This is a genomic window from Saccharopolyspora sp. SCSIO 74807 (assembly GCF_037023755.1).
GTDB lineage: Bacteria > Actinomycetota > Actinomycetes > Mycobacteriales > Pseudonocardiaceae > Saccharopolyspora_C > Saccharopolyspora_C galaxeae.
The window spans coordinates 5407974-5424871 of the sequence record NZ_CP146100.1 but is presented as its reverse complement, the minus strand read 5'-3'; the positions used below and the strand labels follow the sequence as shown (position 1 = coordinate 5424871).

General features: G+C 69.1%; 15 protein-coding genes. 7 read left to right on the top strand and 8 right to left on the bottom strand.

Annotation, left to right across the window (positions count from 1 at the left end):
* Window positions 1-82 precede the first annotated feature (82 nt).
* Complete coding sequence (locus tag V1457_RS24890; protein WP_338597236.1) at window positions 83-211, bottom strand: hypothetical protein; 129 nt, start codon at window positions 209-211, stop codon at window positions 83-85.
* A 95-nt stretch (window positions 212-306) separates the two neighbouring features.
* Between V1457_RS24890 and V1457_RS24885 the strand changes: the two genes are divergently transcribed.
* Complete coding sequence (locus tag V1457_RS24885; RefSeq protein WP_295149007.1) at window positions 307-861, top strand: glycerol-3-phosphate responsive antiterminator; 555 nt, start codon at window positions 307-309, stop codon at window positions 859-861.
* 7 nt (window positions 862-868) lie between these two features.
* On the opposite strand, the gene V1457_RS24880 is transcribed toward V1457_RS24885, so the two are convergent.
* Genes V1457_RS24880 through V1457_RS24865 form a run of 4 tightly spaced genes read right to left on the bottom strand, consistent with a single transcriptional unit; the run spans window position 869 to window position 5797 of the window.
* Entirely contained in the window at window positions 869-2233 is a 1365-nt protein-coding gene (locus V1457_RS24880) for an FGGY family carbohydrate kinase (protein WP_338597235.1), read from the bottom strand.
* Complete coding sequence (locus tag V1457_RS24875; protein ID WP_338597234.1) at window positions 2233-3711, bottom strand: FAD-binding oxidoreductase; 1479 nt, start codon at window positions 3709-3711, stop codon at window positions 2233-2235. The genes V1457_RS24880 and V1457_RS24875 overlap by 1 nt, the downstream gene beginning before the upstream one ends.
* Window positions 3708-4484 carry an SDR family oxidoreductase gene (locus tag V1457_RS24870; protein WP_338597233.1) on the bottom strand — a complete coding sequence of 259 codons (777 nt, stop codon included), beginning with the start codon at window positions 4482-4484 and terminating at the stop codon, window positions 3708-3710. The genes V1457_RS24875 and V1457_RS24870 overlap by 4 nt, the downstream gene beginning before the upstream one ends.
* 32 nt (window positions 4485-4516) lie before the next feature.
* A complete protein-coding gene (locus V1457_RS24865) occupies window positions 4517-5797 on the bottom strand; it encodes an MFS transporter (protein WP_338597231.1) in 1281 nt (426 codons plus the stop codon).
* A gap of 415 nt (window positions 5798-6212) precedes the next feature.
* Between V1457_RS24865 and V1457_RS24860 the strand changes: the two genes are divergently transcribed.
* The 3 genes from V1457_RS24860 to V1457_RS24850 all read left to right on the top strand — a co-directional run bounded on the left by V1457_RS24860 (window position 6213) and on the right by V1457_RS24850 (window position 8206).
* Window positions 6213-7328: a Zn-dependent alcohol dehydrogenase gene (locus V1457_RS24860; protein WP_338597229.1), complete on the top strand. Its 1116-nt coding sequence runs from the start codon at window positions 6213-6215 to the stop codon at window positions 7326-7328.
* Window positions 7325-7609: a helix-turn-helix domain-containing protein gene (locus tag V1457_RS24855; RefSeq protein WP_295142642.1), complete on the top strand. Its 285-nt coding sequence runs from the start codon at window positions 7325-7327 to the stop codon at window positions 7607-7609. Before V1457_RS24860 ends, V1457_RS24855 begins: the two co-directional genes overlap by 4 nt.
* Window positions 7610-7690: 81 nt before the next feature.
* A complete protein-coding gene (locus tag V1457_RS24850; protein ID WP_338597225.1) occupies window positions 7691-8206 on the top strand; it encodes a formaldehyde-activating enzyme in 516 nt (171 codons plus the stop codon).
* A gap of 128 nt (window positions 8207-8334) precedes the next feature.
* Here V1457_RS24850 and V1457_RS24845 read toward each other — a convergent pair whose 3' ends face one another.
* The 3 genes from V1457_RS24845 to V1457_RS24835 form a co-directional block, all read right to left on the bottom strand.
* Window positions 8335-10251 (bottom strand): thiamine pyrophosphate-binding protein, encoded by a 1917-nt coding sequence (locus V1457_RS24845; protein ID WP_338597223.1) that lies wholly within the window; start codon window positions 10249-10251, stop codon window positions 8335-8337.
* 516 nt (window positions 10252-10767) lie between these two features.
* A complete protein-coding gene (arr, locus tag V1457_RS24840) occupies window positions 10768-11214 on the bottom strand; it encodes an NAD(+)--rifampin ADP-ribosyltransferase (protein ID WP_200072827.1) in 447 nt (148 codons plus the stop codon).
* A 222-nt stretch (window positions 11215-11436) separates the two neighbouring features.
* On the bottom strand, window positions 11437-11988 hold the full coding sequence (locus tag V1457_RS24835) for a PadR family transcriptional regulator (RefSeq protein ID WP_295142633.1): 552 nt from the start codon (window positions 11986-11988) through the stop codon (window positions 11437-11439).
* A gap of 104 nt (window positions 11989-12092) precedes the next feature.
* Between V1457_RS24835 and V1457_RS24830 the strand changes: the two genes are divergently transcribed.
* From V1457_RS24830 to V1457_RS24820, 3 genes are read left to right on the top strand one after another with little or no spacing between them, the layout of a single operon-like run.
* On the top strand, window positions 12093-13661 hold the full coding sequence (locus V1457_RS24830; RefSeq protein ID WP_338597220.1) for a class I adenylate-forming enzyme family protein: 1569 nt from the start codon (window positions 12093-12095) through the stop codon (window positions 13659-13661).
* A complete protein-coding gene (locus tag V1457_RS24825; protein ID WP_338597219.1) occupies window positions 13658-16111 on the top strand; it encodes a xanthine dehydrogenase family protein molybdopterin-binding subunit in 2454 nt (817 codons plus the stop codon). The genes V1457_RS24830 and V1457_RS24825 overlap by 4 nt, the downstream gene beginning before the upstream one ends.
* 4 nt (window positions 16112-16115) lie before the next feature.
* The gene (locus V1457_RS24820; protein ID WP_338597218.1) at window positions 16116-16895 is read left to right on the top strand and encodes an enoyl-CoA hydratase/isomerase family protein; all 780 of its coding nucleotides are present in this window, start codon (window positions 16116-16118) and stop codon (window positions 16893-16895) included.
* The last annotated feature ends 3 nt before the right edge of the window (window positions 16896-16898 follow it).

Here is a 16898-nt window from a genome sequence, read left to right as displayed (position 1 = left end):
TCGCCGCGGCAGGCTTCGGCGTTCGCATTTCTCAGCCGTTGTCGTTGGCGGCGACGGAGTGTTCGGGCGCCACGACGTAGTGCTAAGGCAGGCTCAGCTTGGCCGTGCGGCCGCTGTCTACCGTGTGGATCTGGCCGGCGATGAAACCGGCCTCGTCGGCGGCGAGGAAAGACACGAGTGCGGCCAGGCCGAACCGCCCGCTGACGCTCATGGCGGCGTAGCGCCAGGCGGGCTACGACGGCGATTCGAGCAGGGCGTGGGCCGTGGCGCGGAAGCAGCGGGCGGGCGGTGTGCCATAGTGCGCCGGTGCGTGATGTCCTGTTGGATTCCCCGGTCGTGGCGAGCGTGAAGGACGAGGCCGGGGCGCGCTCGGTCATCGACTCGGAACCAGGCGTGGTCTTCCTGCTCTGCGGCTCGATCTTGACGCTGCCGGACCTGGTCGACCGGCTGCGCGCGGCCGGGAAGGTCGTGCTGGTGAACGTGGACATGGTCGAGGGGCTGGAAAGCCGCGACGTCGCCGTGGAGTTCGTGGGCGAACGCACCCGGGCGGACGGGGTGCTCAGCAGCAAGGCGTCGATCGTCAAGGCGGCCCGGAAGCGCGGATTGCTTGCGGTGCACCGGTTCTTCCTCGTCGACTCGTTCTCGTACCACAACCTCGGCAAGCAGTTGGCGATCTCGCGGCCGGACTACATCGAAATCCTGCCCGGGTGCGTGCCGCGGGTGATCGAGTGGCTGCGCAACGACACCGACGTGCCGATCATCGCGGGCGGGCTGGTCTGCGACAAGAACGACGTGCTGGCCGCGCTGAGCGCGGGCGCGACCGCCATCGCCTCGTCCAATGTGGACGTTTGGTCGATGTAGGCAGGTTTCACCGCCCAGCGGTGGCCAGCCACGCGAACAGCGGGTCGGTGTGGCCGGGCAGTGCGCGGTACACCTCGCGCAGCCGCCGGTAATGCTCGTGCGCCTCCGGGTCGGGAACGAACTCGCTGCCATTGCGGACCATCGCCGCCACCGCCTCGTCGAAACCGGCGAAGAGGCCGAGCCCGACGCCTGCGCAGATCGCCGAGCCGAGCTCCGCCCCGCCTTGCGCACGCCGCGCGGGCCGGTCGAACGCGTCGGCGACGATCTGCACGAGCACGTCGGATCCGGCGCCACCGCCGGAGACCAGCACTCGCTCGAACTCCGCGCCCAGTTCGCCTGCCATGTCGCCCGCGTTGGCGCACATGGTCAGCGCGATCGCTTCGAGCACCGCCCGGTACATGTGGAACGGTCCCTGCCTGCCGTCGAATCCGAGGAACGCGCCCTTGCGGAACGGCGCGTCGACCGGGGCCAGCCAGTCCAGCACCGCGATCAGCCCGTCGGAACCGGCCGGTACGGTGGCCGCACCTTCGTTGAGCCAATCTTCGGAGCCGAGCAGGTCGCGCAGCCAGCTGACCGTCCACATGCCGCGGCGGATGCCGCGGCTCTCGTAGAGGTATTCGCGCGGGCGGCAGGCGAAGTTGGTCCAGAACGCCTCGGCGTCGGCAACGTTGCGCGTTCCGGTGGTCATGCCGGCGATGTAGGTGCCCATCGACAGCAGCACGCTGCGGTCGTCGGCGAGGCCGCTGCCGAGCGCCTCGGTCGCCTTGTCGTTGGCCGTGGCGAACACCGGCAGACCTTCCGGCAGCCCGGTGTGCGCGGCTGCTCGCGCGGTGACGGTGCCGAGCTTCTCGCCGGGCTGCACGAGCTCGAACAGCATCTCCCGCGGGATGTCGGGTGCTGCGACCCAGTCCCAGCTGTCGGTGTCGATCGGCCACACGCCCTGGTAGTTCGCCGCGGTGTCGCGGAACCGCCCGGTCATCCGCGCGGTGATGTAGCCGGAAGACGTGGTGACGTAGCGGACGTCCGGATTCACGTGCTGGTACGGCCGCGAAACGCGTTCGTCCATCCAACTCAGCACCGGCTGGGCGAGCGTGCCGTCGGCGCGCAACATGGCGCGGCAGAACCGGATCGTGCAGAGCCCGACGCCGCGGATCTGCTCCGGACCGCCTGCGAAGTCGCGCAGCGCCGCGCGGGTCGCGGCACCTACGGAATCCCACAGGTCGTCGTCCGGATGCTCGACGACACCGGGGCGCGGGGAATCGTTGGGGCGCAACGGAACGCGGGCCCGGGCGTGCACTGTGCCGCGCGTGTCGAACACGGCGACCTTGGTGCTCTGGGAGCCGTTGTCGATGCCGAGCAGGTAGTCCGCCATCACCGGTCTCCGGTGGGGAAGATGGTGCCCGGGTTCATGATTCCGTTGGGGTCGTAGGCGTCCTTGAGCTTGCGCAGCACCGGGTAGGCGCTGCCGTGCTCCTGCTCGGTCCACGGCGCGCGGTACTTCCCGATGCCGTGGTGGTGCACCATCGATCCGCCGCGGGCCAGCGTCTCCTCGACGATGATCGCGTTGAGCGGGACGTGGTACTCGATGATCTCCTCCCGCGGCTCGCAATTGATGCGGTAGTCGTAGACGAAGTACATGTTGGTGCCGGTCTGGTAGCTGTGCGAGGAGTGCCCGCCGAGCAGCGTGATGTCCGCGAAGCGCGGGAATTCCGCGGTGATCCGGGCGATGGCGGCCTCGTAGATGTCGCCGATCACCGACCAGTTGGCGGATACCTCCGTGGTGTAGCCGAGTCGCCGTTCGGCGAGCATGGTCCGCTGTTCGGCGCGGATCTTGTCCGGGCCCCAGTTCAGGTCGTCGAACCACTCGCGGATCAATTCCGGCTCGACGCGTTCGTGCGCGTGCTCGCGCACCACCCGGTCGATCTCCGCGCTGGTGGCCTCGGCGAGCCCGGCCGGTCCTTCGGCGAGGAAGACCGCGACGCACTTGCCGTCGGCGAAGTGCGCGAAGTGCTGGGCGGCGTCCTGCTCGGAGTAGACCCGCGCCACCGAAGGCCGGTAACCGGCGGTCACGATCTCGCGCAGGATCTCGATCCCGGTGCGAACGTCGTCGAGCAGGTAGCCGTGGAAGTGGTCGTTCTCCGGCCGGTGCGCGAACAACTTCACCGTGACCTCGGTGACGAAGCACAGCGCGCCCTCGTTGCCGATCACGACGTGGCGGATGTCCGGTCCCGCGGCGCGGCGCGGCACGTTCTTGATCCGGCTGATCGAGCCGTCCGGGAACACCGCTTCCAGGCCGACGACCATGTCCTCGATCCCGCCGTAGAGCGTGGAGAACTGGCCGATCGAGCGGGTGGCGACCAGCCCGCCCAGCTGCGCCTGCGGCTTGGATTGCGGCGAGTGCCCGGTGGTGAGCCCGAACTCGCGCACGCGCTGCTCCAACACTTGCAGCGGAGTGCCGCACTGGGCGGTGGCCTGCATGTCGACCGGATCGATGCGCACGATCTCGGCCATGCCGGACCCGTCCAGCACGACGGTCCGCTCGTGACTGGTTTCGAGCCCGCCCTCGGTTCCGGTGCGACCGGTGCGGGCGACGATGTTGACGCCGTGCTCGTTCGCGAACGCCAGGACCGCGGCCACCTGCTCGGCGCTGCCCGCGCGCACGATCGCCAGCGGTAGCGGCCCGTCGTAGATGCCGTGGACCGCGGTGTACTTCTTGAAGCGGTCGACGCTGGCCTCCCGCAGCAGCTGCTCGTCGGTGTCCACCCGCTGCGGGCCCGCGATCTCGCGCAGCTCGTCGATGATGGCGTTGTTGTCCACTTCGGTCTCCGTGCTCTCGGTGCTTCGGGTCATCGGGTGAGGTAGCCGCCGTCCACGCTCAGGACGTGCCCGTTGACGTAGTCGGAGACGCGGCTGGCGAGGAAGACCGTCGCGCCCATCAAGTCGCCCAGTTCGCCCCAACGTGCGGCGGGGATGTGCTCGAGCACCCGCTGGTTCTGCGCGGGGTCGGCCCGGGTCCGCTCGGTGAGCGGGGTGGCGAAGTATCCGGGTGCGATCGCGTTGCACTGGACGTTGTGCGCGCCGAGCTCGTCGCAGTAGGCCCTGGTGAAGCCGACGATGCCGTGCTTGGTAGCGGCGTAGGCCGGTGAGCTTTGGCCGCCGAGGAACGAGAACAGCGACGCGATGTTGATGATCTTGCCGCGGCCCTGCTGCGCCATGCGGCGCCCGGCGCACCAGCCGAGTTCGAACGGCGCGGTCAGGTTCAGCGCGATCATCGGGTCCCAGTGCTGCCTGCCGAACTCCGCGACCGGTGCGAGCTCGGCGATTCCTGCCGAGTTGACCAGTACGTCGACCGAGCCGAATGCGTCCACACAGGACTCCACGACCCGCTCGGGAGCACCCGGCCCGGTGAGGTCGATCTCCTGCGTCTCCAGACGAGCACCCGTTTCCTCGACCAGTTGCCGGGTCGTGCCGCCGTCGTCTGCGACGGTGGGCGCGAAGACGTTCGCGCCCGCTTTCGCGAGCGCCACCGTGAACGCCCGGCCGAGTCCCGTGTTGCCGCCCGTGACGATGGCGTTGCGGCCGCGCAGCGAGAACAGGTCGAGGGAGAAGTCCTGGATGTCCAACGAGAATCCTTTCCGTGCAGGAGCCGGGTCGGTCAGCGCACCGCGGCCGGCCGCGGCTGCGGTCCGGCGTCCGGCTCATGTCGCTGCACGCGCAGCGTCAGCGTGGTCAGCGCGATCCCCAGGACGGCGGCACCGGCCAGCACGCCGAACAAGATGCCGTAGCCGCCTTGCGCGGCCGTGCCCGTGCCGGGGTCGCCGATCCACCTGGCGACGAGACCGGGCAGGAACGCATCCGGCAGGTAGGCCAGTCCCGAGGCGAGGCCGATCACGCCGCCCCGCTGGTGCTCGGGGATGCGGGCCTCGGTCATGCTCGCCCAGTACACCCCGCGGCTGGCGAAGACCACGAGCGACAGCGCGAACATCAGCGCCACCGCGACCCACTTCAACCCTGATTCGCGCGGCAGGAACAGCAGCACGACCACGCACACCGCTGCTGCGACGAACGCCAGCCGCAGGAAGCGGGGAGTGGACCGGGTCACCTTGTCCACGCAGAACCCGCCGAGCGGCCCCGCGACGAACTGGAACACGTAGCTGCGCACGACGCCGAGCACGCCGATCATGGCGGCCGTGACGCCGAATTCGTGCTGCAGCAGCGGGGAGAAGTAGCCCAGCGTGGTGTAGAAGCAGTACATCAGCATGATCGATCCGCCGAGCAGCCAGGTGTACTTGTTCCGCGCGGCCGCGGCCAGATCGCGCACCGACAGGGCCGAACGTTCGCCGCTCGCGATGCCGTCGGCCGGGCCGCGCAGCGCGAGCCAGATCAGGCCCGCCAGCACCAGGCACAGCACGCCATAGGTCCCGATCAGCGCGCGCACCCCTGTTGCCGGGGCGAGCGCGGTCCCGATCAGCAACGCGGCGATCCCGCTGATCACCGTCGATGTGACGCCGCGGATCGCCTCCAGGAAGCCGAACAACCTGCCTTGCTGCGCGGAGGAACCGAACGAGCCGATCGCGCGCACCAGCGCCGGCCAATAGAGCGCCATCCCGGCGAAGGCCATGACGACGTGCGCGAGCAGCGCGGTGGCGTAGCCGGGCACGGCGATCAGCGCCAGGTCGGCGAGCCCGGTGATCGTCAGCGCCGTCGCGACGAGCGCACGCGGGGCGAACCGGTCGGCGAACCAGCCACCCGCGAAGTACATCACCGCGGCGACCGCGCCGAACACCGACATGATGTCGCCGTATTCCGGTCCGCTGAGTCCGAGCGCCTGATAGGTCGGTTCCAGGAAAACGAATCTGATGTAGGCCACCTGGAATATGACCCCGCCGGACGTGCACAGCAGCAGATAACTCAGCCGTCTCCGCACATCGCTCACCTGCCTCCACCTCGTTGTGGGGCCCTGCCGGGCACAAAAAAAGAGAACAGCATCCCCCGTGCTTCGAATGGGGTTACTGTTCTCTGGGTCTCTTAGTAACGTGGTTTTCAGTTGTGCTGTTCGCGGGAGCGTAGCCGCGGCCGGACGCGGGCGTCAAGACGCGCTGGTCCGGTTTTTCCGGGCTGTGGCGGCGATCGTGCGCGGGGCCGCGCCAGGGTCGAGCCGGGTGCTGGTCGGCGGGCGGTGCTGCGGGGAGGGCATTCGGCAAGGGCGGGCGGCGCCCGCCTCAACGTCCTATTGACACTCCGGGTAACCGATATCCACACTCTGCGCGGCCCCCGAGAAACGTGTTCCACATGTGGAACGAATGTCGTTCGAGTGGCCCCGTCTCAACGATTCCCGAGGAGTTGCTCGAATGGAAACTCGTGCCGCGGTCCTCGAAGAGACCGCCGCCCCGCTCGCATTCCGCACGCTCCGCCTGGACGAGCCCCGCCCGGGAGAAGTCGCGGTGCGGATCGCCGCGACCGGCGTGTGCGCCAGCGACGCGCACACGATCAGCGGGCGCATCCCGTCGCCGCTGCCCGCCGTCCTCGGCCACGAGGGGGCCGGCGTCGTCACCGCGGTCGGTGCCGGAGTCGGGCACGTCGAGGTCGGTGACCACGTCGCGCTGTGCTGGCTGCCCAGCTGCGGCCGGTGCCGCTACTGCCAAGCGGGCCGCCCGGTGCTGTGCACGGCCAGCGCGCCCGCGCTGCTGGCGGGCACCTTGCTGGACGGGACCGTCCGGATGCACGACGGCGAGCGCGACGTCCACCACTACTCGTTCCTGTCCACGTTCTCCGAGAACACGGTGGTTCCTGCCGCCAGTGCCATCAAAATCCCCGCAACGATCCCATTTCCGGTCGCCGCACTCGTCGGCTGCGGAGTGCTCACCGGTTACGGCGCCGTGGTGAACCGCGCCCGGGTGGCGCCGGGCGACGTGGTGCTCGTCTACGGCGCGGGCGGTGTCGGACTCAGCGCGATCATGGCAGCGCGGCTGTCCGGGGCGGACGAGATCGTGGTCGTCGAGCCGCACCCGGACAAGCGAGCGGGCGCCGTGCTGTTCGGAGCAACGCGCGTGCTGGCGCCGGAGGACGACGTGGTCGCCGAGGTGCACGGGCTCAACGGCGGCGCTGACGTGACCATCGACGCGGTCGGCAAGGAAGGCTTGCTGGAGCAGGCGTTCGACGCCACCGCACCGGGCGGCAGCGTGGTGTGCGTCGGTGTTCCCGCGGCCACGGCGTACGCGAGCGTTCCCGCCGCGCGCTTCGTGCGCGAGGAGAAGTACCTGACCGGCAGCCTCTACGGCTCCAGCCGCCCGGCCCAGGACATCCCGAAGCTGCTGAACCAGTTCGGCACCGGCAAGCTGCCGATCGACGAACTGATCTCGAAGACCTACCGCTTCGACGAGATCAACACCGCGTTCGCCGATCTGGCCACGGGTGCGAGCCGGCGCGGCGTCGTGCTCGTCGATGCGGAACTCGCCGGCCGATGAGCGCGCATCCGGCGCCGGGCGAGCGAGGGGAAGGCAACCGCAGCCCCGCCGTCGCGCAGGCCTTCGCGGTGCTCGACGTGCTCGCCGACGGGCAGCGAGGTCTGCGGTTGAGCGAGGTCGTGCAGCGAGTCGGCGCGCCGAAGAGCTCGGTGCACCGGCTGCTGGCGACGATGTGCGAGCTCGGCGTGGTCCGCAAAGCCGGGAACGGACGGTTCGTCGTCGGCCCGCGAATGGCCACCTACGCCGAACCCGACGGTGGCGAGGGGCCGCCGGCGAACTGACCCGTCCATCCGCTCGGCACCACTCGCACCGGAGACGCACGCCCTGCCGGTCTCCGGCGAACCACGGAAAGGAACCGGATCATGAGCACCGGAATCGACGGCCGCAGCTCCCAGGCGTGGGGCGGAACCAACCCGGACGGCGTGCACCTCAACGTGGTGCTCGCCGAACGCGGATCACCCACCGCAGCGATCATGACGGGCACGCTCGCGCGCCCCGCGGAAGGGTTCACCCCGATCCTCGTGTGCGTCGGCGAGGACCAGCCGTCGTACCGGACCGTGCGCCCACCGACGATCATGCTGAACAAGACCACATCGCCCACCGATGAGCACGTGAACCTGGTCTCGGGCGCCTGCCAGCTCGGCATCGCGCAAGGCGTGCTCGACTCCGTCGCCGACGGACTGCTCGCCGAGGATCATGACTCGCTGGTTTTCGCCGCGGTCTGGCTCGATCCGGCGGCCGAACGCGGAGACGCGGTGCGCCTGGCGACCCGCACCGCGATGCGCGCAGCCGTTCGGGAAGCTCTGCGAGGGCGCGCGGACGCCACCGATCTGATCGCCGCCCGGGACGAGCTCACGCACCCCTTCTACGTGCCCTGAATCGTGCGCCGGCACGAGAACCCATTGCTGTCAACGCAAACCTCGGCTGTCTCGCTTCGAGACAGCCGAGGTGAGCGGATTCGGACGACCGCGGCGGGCGGACTCGGCGGTTCCGCGGCCCGAGTGCGTCAAGCGGGGCCGAAGTTCCAAATGGCCCGTTCGGCGACGTCCGCCTTCGCGCTGAGACGGCCGTTCGTGCTGATGTCGACCTCGCCCATGTCCGGAAGGGCCGGGTCGGTGAGGACTTCCACCACGTAGGGCTTGCCCGCGCCGACCTCGCGAACCGCCTCGGCCAGCGCCTGCTCGAGGTCGCCCGCGTTTTCGATCAGACAGCCGTCGACACCGAAGCCCGCCGCCAGCTCCACGAACGACAGCTGGGGCTCTCCGTCGAGATGGAGGTACTCGGTCTTGCCGCTGGGATCCCAGTCGTAGGACTTCCGCAACACGTCCAAGCCGACCCGGAGCGTTTTGTACTGCTTGTTGTTCGTGATCAGGTACAGCACCGGGAGCTGGAACTTGACCGCGGTCCACCACGTGTTCAGGTAGAACAGTGCCGATCCGTCTCCGACCGCGTTGACCACGATGGGCGGCTTGTCGCCCGGCTCCGCCGCGCCCGCACCGGAGCGGATCACCGCGTCGGCGACACCGAGACTGGCTGGCATCGAGTAGCCCAGCGAGCCTCCTTCGGACGACATGTAGCTGCTCGGCGAATCGAAGGACAAACCCTGCTGGAAATCCGCGGTGTCCGAACACGCTTCGTTGATCAGGCGGACCGAGTGGTCGCGCAGCGCCGTGTTGAGCGCGTTCACGAGCATCGCGGGAGCGATGCCGGTGTCCGGGACCTCCTTCGCCCGCTGCTGGAAATCCTGCGCGAGCGACCGGTCTTCCTGCGCCAGCTGCTCGTTCAGGCCGTCCACGTGCCCCTTGTCGTACCCGGGATGGGCCCTGATCGCCGCGGTGATCTTGGGCAAGGCGTCCTTGATGTCGCCCAGCGGCGCCGCCGCCCCGTAGTGGTTCTTGCCGATCTGCCACGGATCGTTGTGCAGGTAGACCTGGGTCAGGTGCCCGGGGATCAGGGGGCCGTCATCCCAGTTGTAGATGACGAGCTGCGCCTGCGCGTTGAATCCGCACAAGAACACGGTGTCCCGCACCGTGTCCTGATCTTTGCGCCCGAGAACTTGCCGGACTTGTTGCTGCACGCTGGGCAGCTCGCCGCGCGCATGTGCCAGGTGGTGGGGATAGTTGAGGTGGCTGCTGGACTGCTCGTTGTACACCGGTGCGCCGATGGCCGTGGCCAAGTCCTGCAGTTCGTGCCACGCCTCGGCATCGCCGACACCGTCACCGGCGACGATTACCGGATACCGCGACTTGGCGAGGAGATCCGCGGCCTTGTCCAATTCGGACGGCTGTGCGTGGAATTCCCCAGCTATCCTGGTGAACCGGCCGCGCTGCGGATCGGCTCCCTGCTGCACCAGGAACTCCCACGGGATCGACAGGAAGACCGGCCCCATCGGAGGTGTGAGCGCGGTTTTCAGCGCGCGCTGCATGGCCATGCCGATCTCGTTCGGGCCGCGCACCTCGTAGGCCCACTTGGTGTACTGCTTGGCGACTTGAGCCAGGTCCGAGCCCAACAGCGGTTCCTGGATGAGGAGATTGCTGTTCTGCTGTCCGCACAGCACCACCAGCGGGATGTGCGACCGGAACGCGTTGAAGAGGTTCCCGATCGCGTGCCCGACTCCCGGCGTGACGTGCAATCCGACCGCACCGGGCACGACGTCGCCGGTCTCGGTCCGCCGGTGCCGCGCGTACCCCATGGCGGCGCCGAGGGCGATGTTCTCGTGCAGGCAGGGCACGTACTCGACGCGGTGCTCCGGAACGTCGGTGCCGTCGATGAGCGGGATCTCGTTGGTGCCGGGCACCCCGTAGAGCCGGTCGACACCGGCGGTCTTGAGGTAGTCGAAGATGATGTCCCGGCCGAGCCGGGGATTGTTCTCCTGCTCGATCGGGAGCCACTGGGTGTGCTGCTCGTGCTTGGCTTCGGTCACTGCGTTGTCCCCCTCGGGAATCGAGTCGTGAACCCCGGTCGTGCTGGGCGGCACTGGAATGGCAGGCGAAAGGTCGCGGCACCGGAGAATCCCCGCGCGTCGGTACAGCTCTCGCATTCCCCGAGCTGCCGGTGGCGGTGCACTCGGTTGCAGTCGGTATCCGCAATGCCGGCGAATCGAGCAAGCATCGGCGGATTTCGTCTCCCGACGACGAACGTTCGTCGTGTCGGCCCCCAGCCCGCTCACGCACGCCGACGATCCAACTTCAACGGCGATTCGAAGCTAGCAGGACTTCCGGGCGGTGTGGGCCGAATCGCGAAATCCGGCGATCGAGTACTCGCGGCTCACTGTCGATGCGACCGGCCCGCCGACCCTGAGCATTCCCGAAACGGGAATTTGAGTCCATAATGGAAAGTTGACGCTTTGCCGCTGCACGACGACTTCGCGTCCCGCCCGGAATCCCGCTGTTCGACGACGCCGGTGCCGGCGATCGCGCCGGCCGCGGCATCGAGCGGGTCAGTCGTAGATGACGTCGAGTCCGCGTCGCCTGAGATCGTCGAGGGTGTCCTGCATCGCCTGTAGCTGCTCGCGGGTGTGGCCGGTCCAGTTCTCGAGTTCACCGATGATGCGGACGGGTTCGCGGGTCCGATAGGAACGAGTGGGATTGCCGGGCAGCTTCTTGTCGGTGACGTTGGGGTCGTCCTCGATCGGGCCGGTGGGTTCCACCAGGTAGATGCGTCCGGGACCTGCGCCCGCGGCGAGTTCGGCTGCCCAGGTGGCGGCGTCGAGCGTCTCGGTCACGTAGACGTGGTTCATGACCCTGCCCGCCTCGAAGTTCGAAAGGCGGCCCGGCAGCAGCAGGTCGCCGACCGCGAGATCCGCCTTCGTGCCGTGCAGCAGAGCCCCGGACTCGTGAATCTCGAAGGGCGTGGGACCGGGCGTGGTGTCACGTCGACTTGCCATGAACAGCTCTCCGTTCGTGCCGCTCCGTTTGCGGACCCCGGACGCGGAGGGTGCCGCACGCCGCATCTCGCGCCATCAGTTGACCACGGTCGGCGCTGCGAGGTCATTCCGCGGCGCCCGGCCTGCGGTGAACGGCGAGGTCGTCGTCCGAGTGTGCAACGTTTGGCGGTCGGGGAATTCCACCCTGCTCGCGGACGCCGCGTCCGATCGGCCCGCCCGGCGTCAGTCCTCGAACTCGCCTCGCTCGGCGCGTTCGGCGAGCGAGGTCCAGAACCGCAGGGCGGCGTGCTCCATCTCAAGCCCGAGGCCGAGCGTGACCATGCGCCGCGAAATGGCCGGTTCGTCGCCGAAGCGCTGCTGCATCTGCTCGTACTCGGCGATGCGCGCCTGGTGCTGCTTGATCTGGTCCTGCGCGAGCCGCTCGACGTCGTCGGAGTCGGCGAGCTCGTTGAAGAAAAGCTTGATCTCGGCGATGTCGCGCAGCTCGAAGTGCTGGTCGGTGGGCTCGGCCAGCCATGAGCGCATGGCCGAGAGGCCGGTGTCGGTGATCGTGTAGGTGCGCCGGCGGCGCCCGTCGTCCTCCTCCTCGACCTCGAGCAGTCCCAGCTGTTCGAGCCGCTTGGGCTCGGAGTAGAGCTGGGCGTGCGGGAAGTGCCAGAAGTAGCCCACCGAGTGGCCGATGGCCCGCTTGAGGTCGTACGAGGTCGATGGCCCGCGCATCGCGATCATCCCCAGCACGACGTACGAGGTCGTGGAAAGCCGAACCGTTGACACGCTCCGAACCCTACCGTACGTTTCCAACCATCTGTTTCGGACGATTTGAAACGGATGATCTGCCTCGGGCTTGTTTCGCACCGGTGATATTGCGAGGACTGGGAATGGATCTCGGGAGAGTGTTGAGCTGGACCGCCGAGCGGTACCCCGCCGGCCGCGCGGTCGGCGGCGAGCGCTCGATGACCTACGCGGAGTGGGACGTCCACACCAGCCGGCTGGCTCGTGCCTTGGCCGCGCGCGGCGTCGGTCACGGGGACAGGGTCGTGTTCCTGCTCGCCGGTGGCGAACCGATGGCCTCGCTGCACCTGGCGGCGCAGAAGCTCGGAGCCGTCTCGGTTCCGCTGTCGTTCCGCTTCGGTGTCGACGAGCTCGCCTATTGCTTGTCGGACGCGGCGCCGAGGTTGGTGGTCACGGACGTGTCCACGGTCGAGAGGGCGTGCGAGGCGCTGCAGCGCACCGAGCCCCTGCCGCACGCGCACGTCGGGGAAGGCGCTCCGGCCGGTGTCGAGGAGCTGCTGGGATCCGCCGCTGCTCAGCCCGACGGCGCGATCGACGCACCGGTGCGCGACTCCGACACGAGCGTCATGCTCTACACCTCGGGCACCACCGGGAAGCCGAAAGGTGTTCCGCGCACGCACCGAGCGGAGTTCTACGCCGCCGTCGCGCACCTGCACCAGAGCCGGTCGGCTCCCTTCGAGACGACCCTCGGCGTGATGCCCATGTTCCACACGATGGGCCTGCGCACCCTGCTGGCCAGCGTGGTCAGCGCCGGGACCTGGGTCCCGCAGGTCCGGTTCGACGCCGAGGAATCGTTGGAGCTGATCACCCGGGAGCGCGTCTCCGCGCTGTACCTGGTGCCCACGATCTACTGGAGCCTGCTGGGAACGGGCCGGCTGGGGGAGACCGGCGTCCGCAAGCTCGCCTACGCCGGAGCCGCGATGACCCCGGCGCTGGCGGAACGGCTCGTCGCCGAACTCGAACCCGAGGTGCTGGTCAACCACTTCGGCAGCACCGAGATCTACACCTTCACCATCGGGCCGGACGTCGCGGCGAAACCGGGCTGCGCCGGGCGCCCCGGCGTGTTCACCCGGGTTCGCCTGGTCGACCCGCACCCGCGGGCCACCCCGGACGCGCTGGTCGGTGCCGGCGAGCAGGGCCAGATCGCGATCTCGATGGAGTCGCCGGAAGCCTTCACCGGGTACTGGAACCGGCCCGACGCGGATGCGAAATCCATCCGCGGCGGCTGGTACTTCCCGGGTGATCTCGCCGTCGCGGACGAGGACGGCGACCTGTGGGTGTCCGGACGCGTCGACAACATGATCAATTCGGGCGGCGAGAACATCTACCCCGACGAGATCGAGGACGCGCTGATCCGCTGCCCGGAGGTCGCCGACGTCGTGGTCGTCGGGATGCCGGACGACCGCTGGGGGCAGGCCGTCACCGCGTTCTTCGTCCCCGCAGCGGGGCTCACCCCGGAGGACGCCGCCGCCGCGCTGACCGGGTACATCCGCTCCGGGGCCGGGCTGCCGCCGCTGAAACGGCCCAAGAGGGTCGTCGCGGTCGCCGAGGTCCCGAAATCGGCGGTGGGCAAGATCTTGCGCCGCGAACTCACCGATGGGCGGTTCACGCCGCTGGCAGAGGTCTCCGCTGCTTCGATCGGATCGCGAAAGTGAGCACTTCGATGACGCCTGCGCGCACCACGGCACGCATCGAGGACCCCGCCCTGCTGACCGGGCGCGGCCGGTTCCTCGACGACCTCGACCCGCTGCCGGGCACGTTGACCGCGGCGATCGTGCGCAGCCCGCATCCGCACGCCCGCATCCGCGGCGTCGACCTCACCCGTGCTCGCGCGCACCCCGGTGTGGCGGCGGTGATCGGACCCGACGAGGTGCTGGAAGCGCTGAACCCGTTCCCGCTGTCGCTGAAGACGCCCATGTCGTACTACCCGACGGCGACCGATCGGGCGCGCTTCGTCGGCGAACCCGTCGCGGTCGTGGTCGCCGCCGACCGCTACGCCGCCGAGGACGCCGCCGAGCTGGTCTCCGTGGACTACGAGCCGCTGCCACCGGTCGTGGACGTCGACGCCGCGCTGCGCCCCGAGGCACCGCGACTGCACGACGCGGCCGACAGCAACGTCGCCACCGACCGCACGTTCCACTTCGGACCCGTGGACGAGCTCTTCGCCGCAGCCGATCACGTCGTCCGCGGCGAGTACCGATTTCCGCGCTATTCGTCGACACCGATGGAGTGCTACTCGGTGATCGCCGAGTGGCAGGACGAAGTGGACGGTCCGGCCATCGCCGCCTGGGCGAACTTCCACGGTCCGTTCTCCATGGTCCCGGTGATCGCGGGTTCGCTGGGCGTGCCGGCCTCTCGCGTGCGGCTGATGATCCCGGCGGACAACGGCGGCAGCTTCGGCATCAAGGCCGGGATCTACCCCTACGTGGTGCTGATGGCGCTGGCCAGCAAGCACGCCGGGCGCCCGGTGCGCTGGACGGAGGACCGCAGCGAACACCTGCTGGCCAGCTCAGCGGGTTCGGACCGGGCGATGCGCTTCGAAGCCGCGGTCAGCGCGGAAGGCCAGGTCCAGGCGTTGCGGGCGGATCTCGTCGACAACGTCGGCGCCTACCTGCGCCCGCCGGAACCGAGCACGCTCTACCGGTGCTTCGGAAACCTCACCGGCGCCTACGACGTCGAAGCCGTGCAGATCCGCTCGCGCGCGGTGGTGACCAACAAGACGCCGACCGGGCTCAACCGCGGTTTCGGGGGCCAGCAGCTCTACTTCGGGCTGGAGCGGCTGATGGACAAGATCGCCGCGACGTGCGGGATCGACGTCGCGGAGATCCGCCAGCGCAACCTGGTGCCCGCGGACGCGTTCCCGTACCGGACGGCGACCGGCGGCATCTACGACTCGGGCGACTATCCGCGGGCCTTGGACATGGCGTTGAAGAACGCCGACTACCCGGCGCTGCGGCAGCGCCAGCGGGAGGCGCGGGAGCGCGGCGAGCACTTCGGCATCGGGCTGGCCACCATCGTCGATCCGTCGGCGACCAACATCGGGTACGTCGGACTGGCCACTCCGGCCGACGAACGCCCGCCCGGGCGCGGAAAGTCGGGTTCCACCGAGCACGTGCGGGTCAGCGTCGACGTCAACGGGGTCGTCTCGGTCCTGCTGGGAACCGTCCCGCAGGGCCAGGGGCACGCCACCGTCGCGCAGCAGGTCGTGGCCGACAGGCTCGGACTGCCGCTGGAGAAGGTCCGACCGGTGGTGGAGATGGACACCGCCACCACTCCGTGGACGATCAGCTCCGGCAGCTACTCGTCGAGGTTCGCGCCGCTGCTGACCAGCGCGCTGGTCGAAGCGTGCGACCGGCTCGCCCGCACGATGCGGACGGCGGCCGGGTCGATGCTGGGGCTGGACCCCGAAGAGTTCGAATTCGCCGAAGGCCGGATCCGGCACCGCGACGACCACGCGAAGTCGGTGGACTTCCGCCACGCCGCCGGAGTGGTGCACTGGGACCCCGGCTCGTTGCCGGAGGGAACCTCGGCCCGGCTGTACGAGGAAGCCGCCTTCACACCACCGCAGGCCAAAGCGGCCAGCCGGGACGACCAGATCAACTCCAGCCTGTGCTACGGCTTCGTCGCCGAGCTCGTGGTCTGCCGCATCGACCCGCAGACCTACGAACTCACCCTGGAGCTGGTGTCCACAGTGCACGACGCGGGCACCATCCTGAACCCGGTGCTGCTGGAAGGGCAGGTCCACGGCGCGCTGGCGCACGCCATCGGCGGCGCGATGTACGAGGAGCTGCGCTACGCCGACAACGGCCAGCCCACCTCCGCGACGTTCATGGACTACTTGTGCCCGACCACCGCGGAGGTCGGCTACGAGCTGCGCAGCGACCACCTGGAAACGCCTTCGCCGCTGACCCGCCTCGGTGCCAAGGGCTGCGGCGAAGGCAGCTGCATGAGCCTGCCGGTGGCGATCGCCAACGCGGTCGCGGACGCGCTCGCGCCGTCCGGCGCCGACATCACCACGCTGCCGATTCACGGCGACGTGATCCACCGACTGCTCGCGGCGACAACGGACACCGCGGTGCTCGAAGGAACAGAAGGGGAGTACTGACGACATGGCCCTCACCGGAGGCGAGATCAAGCTGACCCGCGGCCACGACGGCCGGGTCGCGTACCTGACGCTGGACCACGGCAAGTACAACATCATCACCTGGGAGACCCGGCAGGTCATGGCCGACCGGTTCGCCGAGATCGACGCCGACGACGCCATCCAGGTCGTGGTCATCCGGGGCGAAGGCGAGCACTTCTCATCGGGCGGCGACATCGCGGGCTTCATGGAGGTCGACCCGGTCGACTTCACCGACCTCGGGCACAACGTGACCGCGCCCTCCCGCAGTTCCAAGGTCGTCATTTCCGCCGTCGACGGCTACTGCTTCGGCGTTGGGTTCGAACTCGCGCTGTCCTCGGACATCCGCGTGGCGACCGAACGAAGCCAGTTCGCGCTTCCGGAGATGAACCTCGGCATGATCCCGGGCTCCGGCGGAACGCAACGCCTCGCCCGGCTGATCGGGCTCTCCCGCGCCAAGTACCACGTGCTGACCGCGTCCCGGATCAACGCCGACGACGCCAAGGACTGGGGACTTCTCGCCGAGCTGGCCGCCGATCGAGCGGAGCTCGACGAGAAGGTCGAGCGGCTGGTGACCAAGCTGATCGGGTTCTCCCCGCTGGCCGCGCGCACTGCCAAGGAAGTTCTCGACCGCGGCGTCGACGCCCCGCTGTACAGCGGGATCGAGCTGGAGCGCAAGGCCTACGCGATGCTGCGCTCCAGCAAGGACTTCGCCGAAGGCGTCGCCGCGTTCGGCGAGAAGCGCACCCCGAAGTTCCAGGGGCGGTGAGGA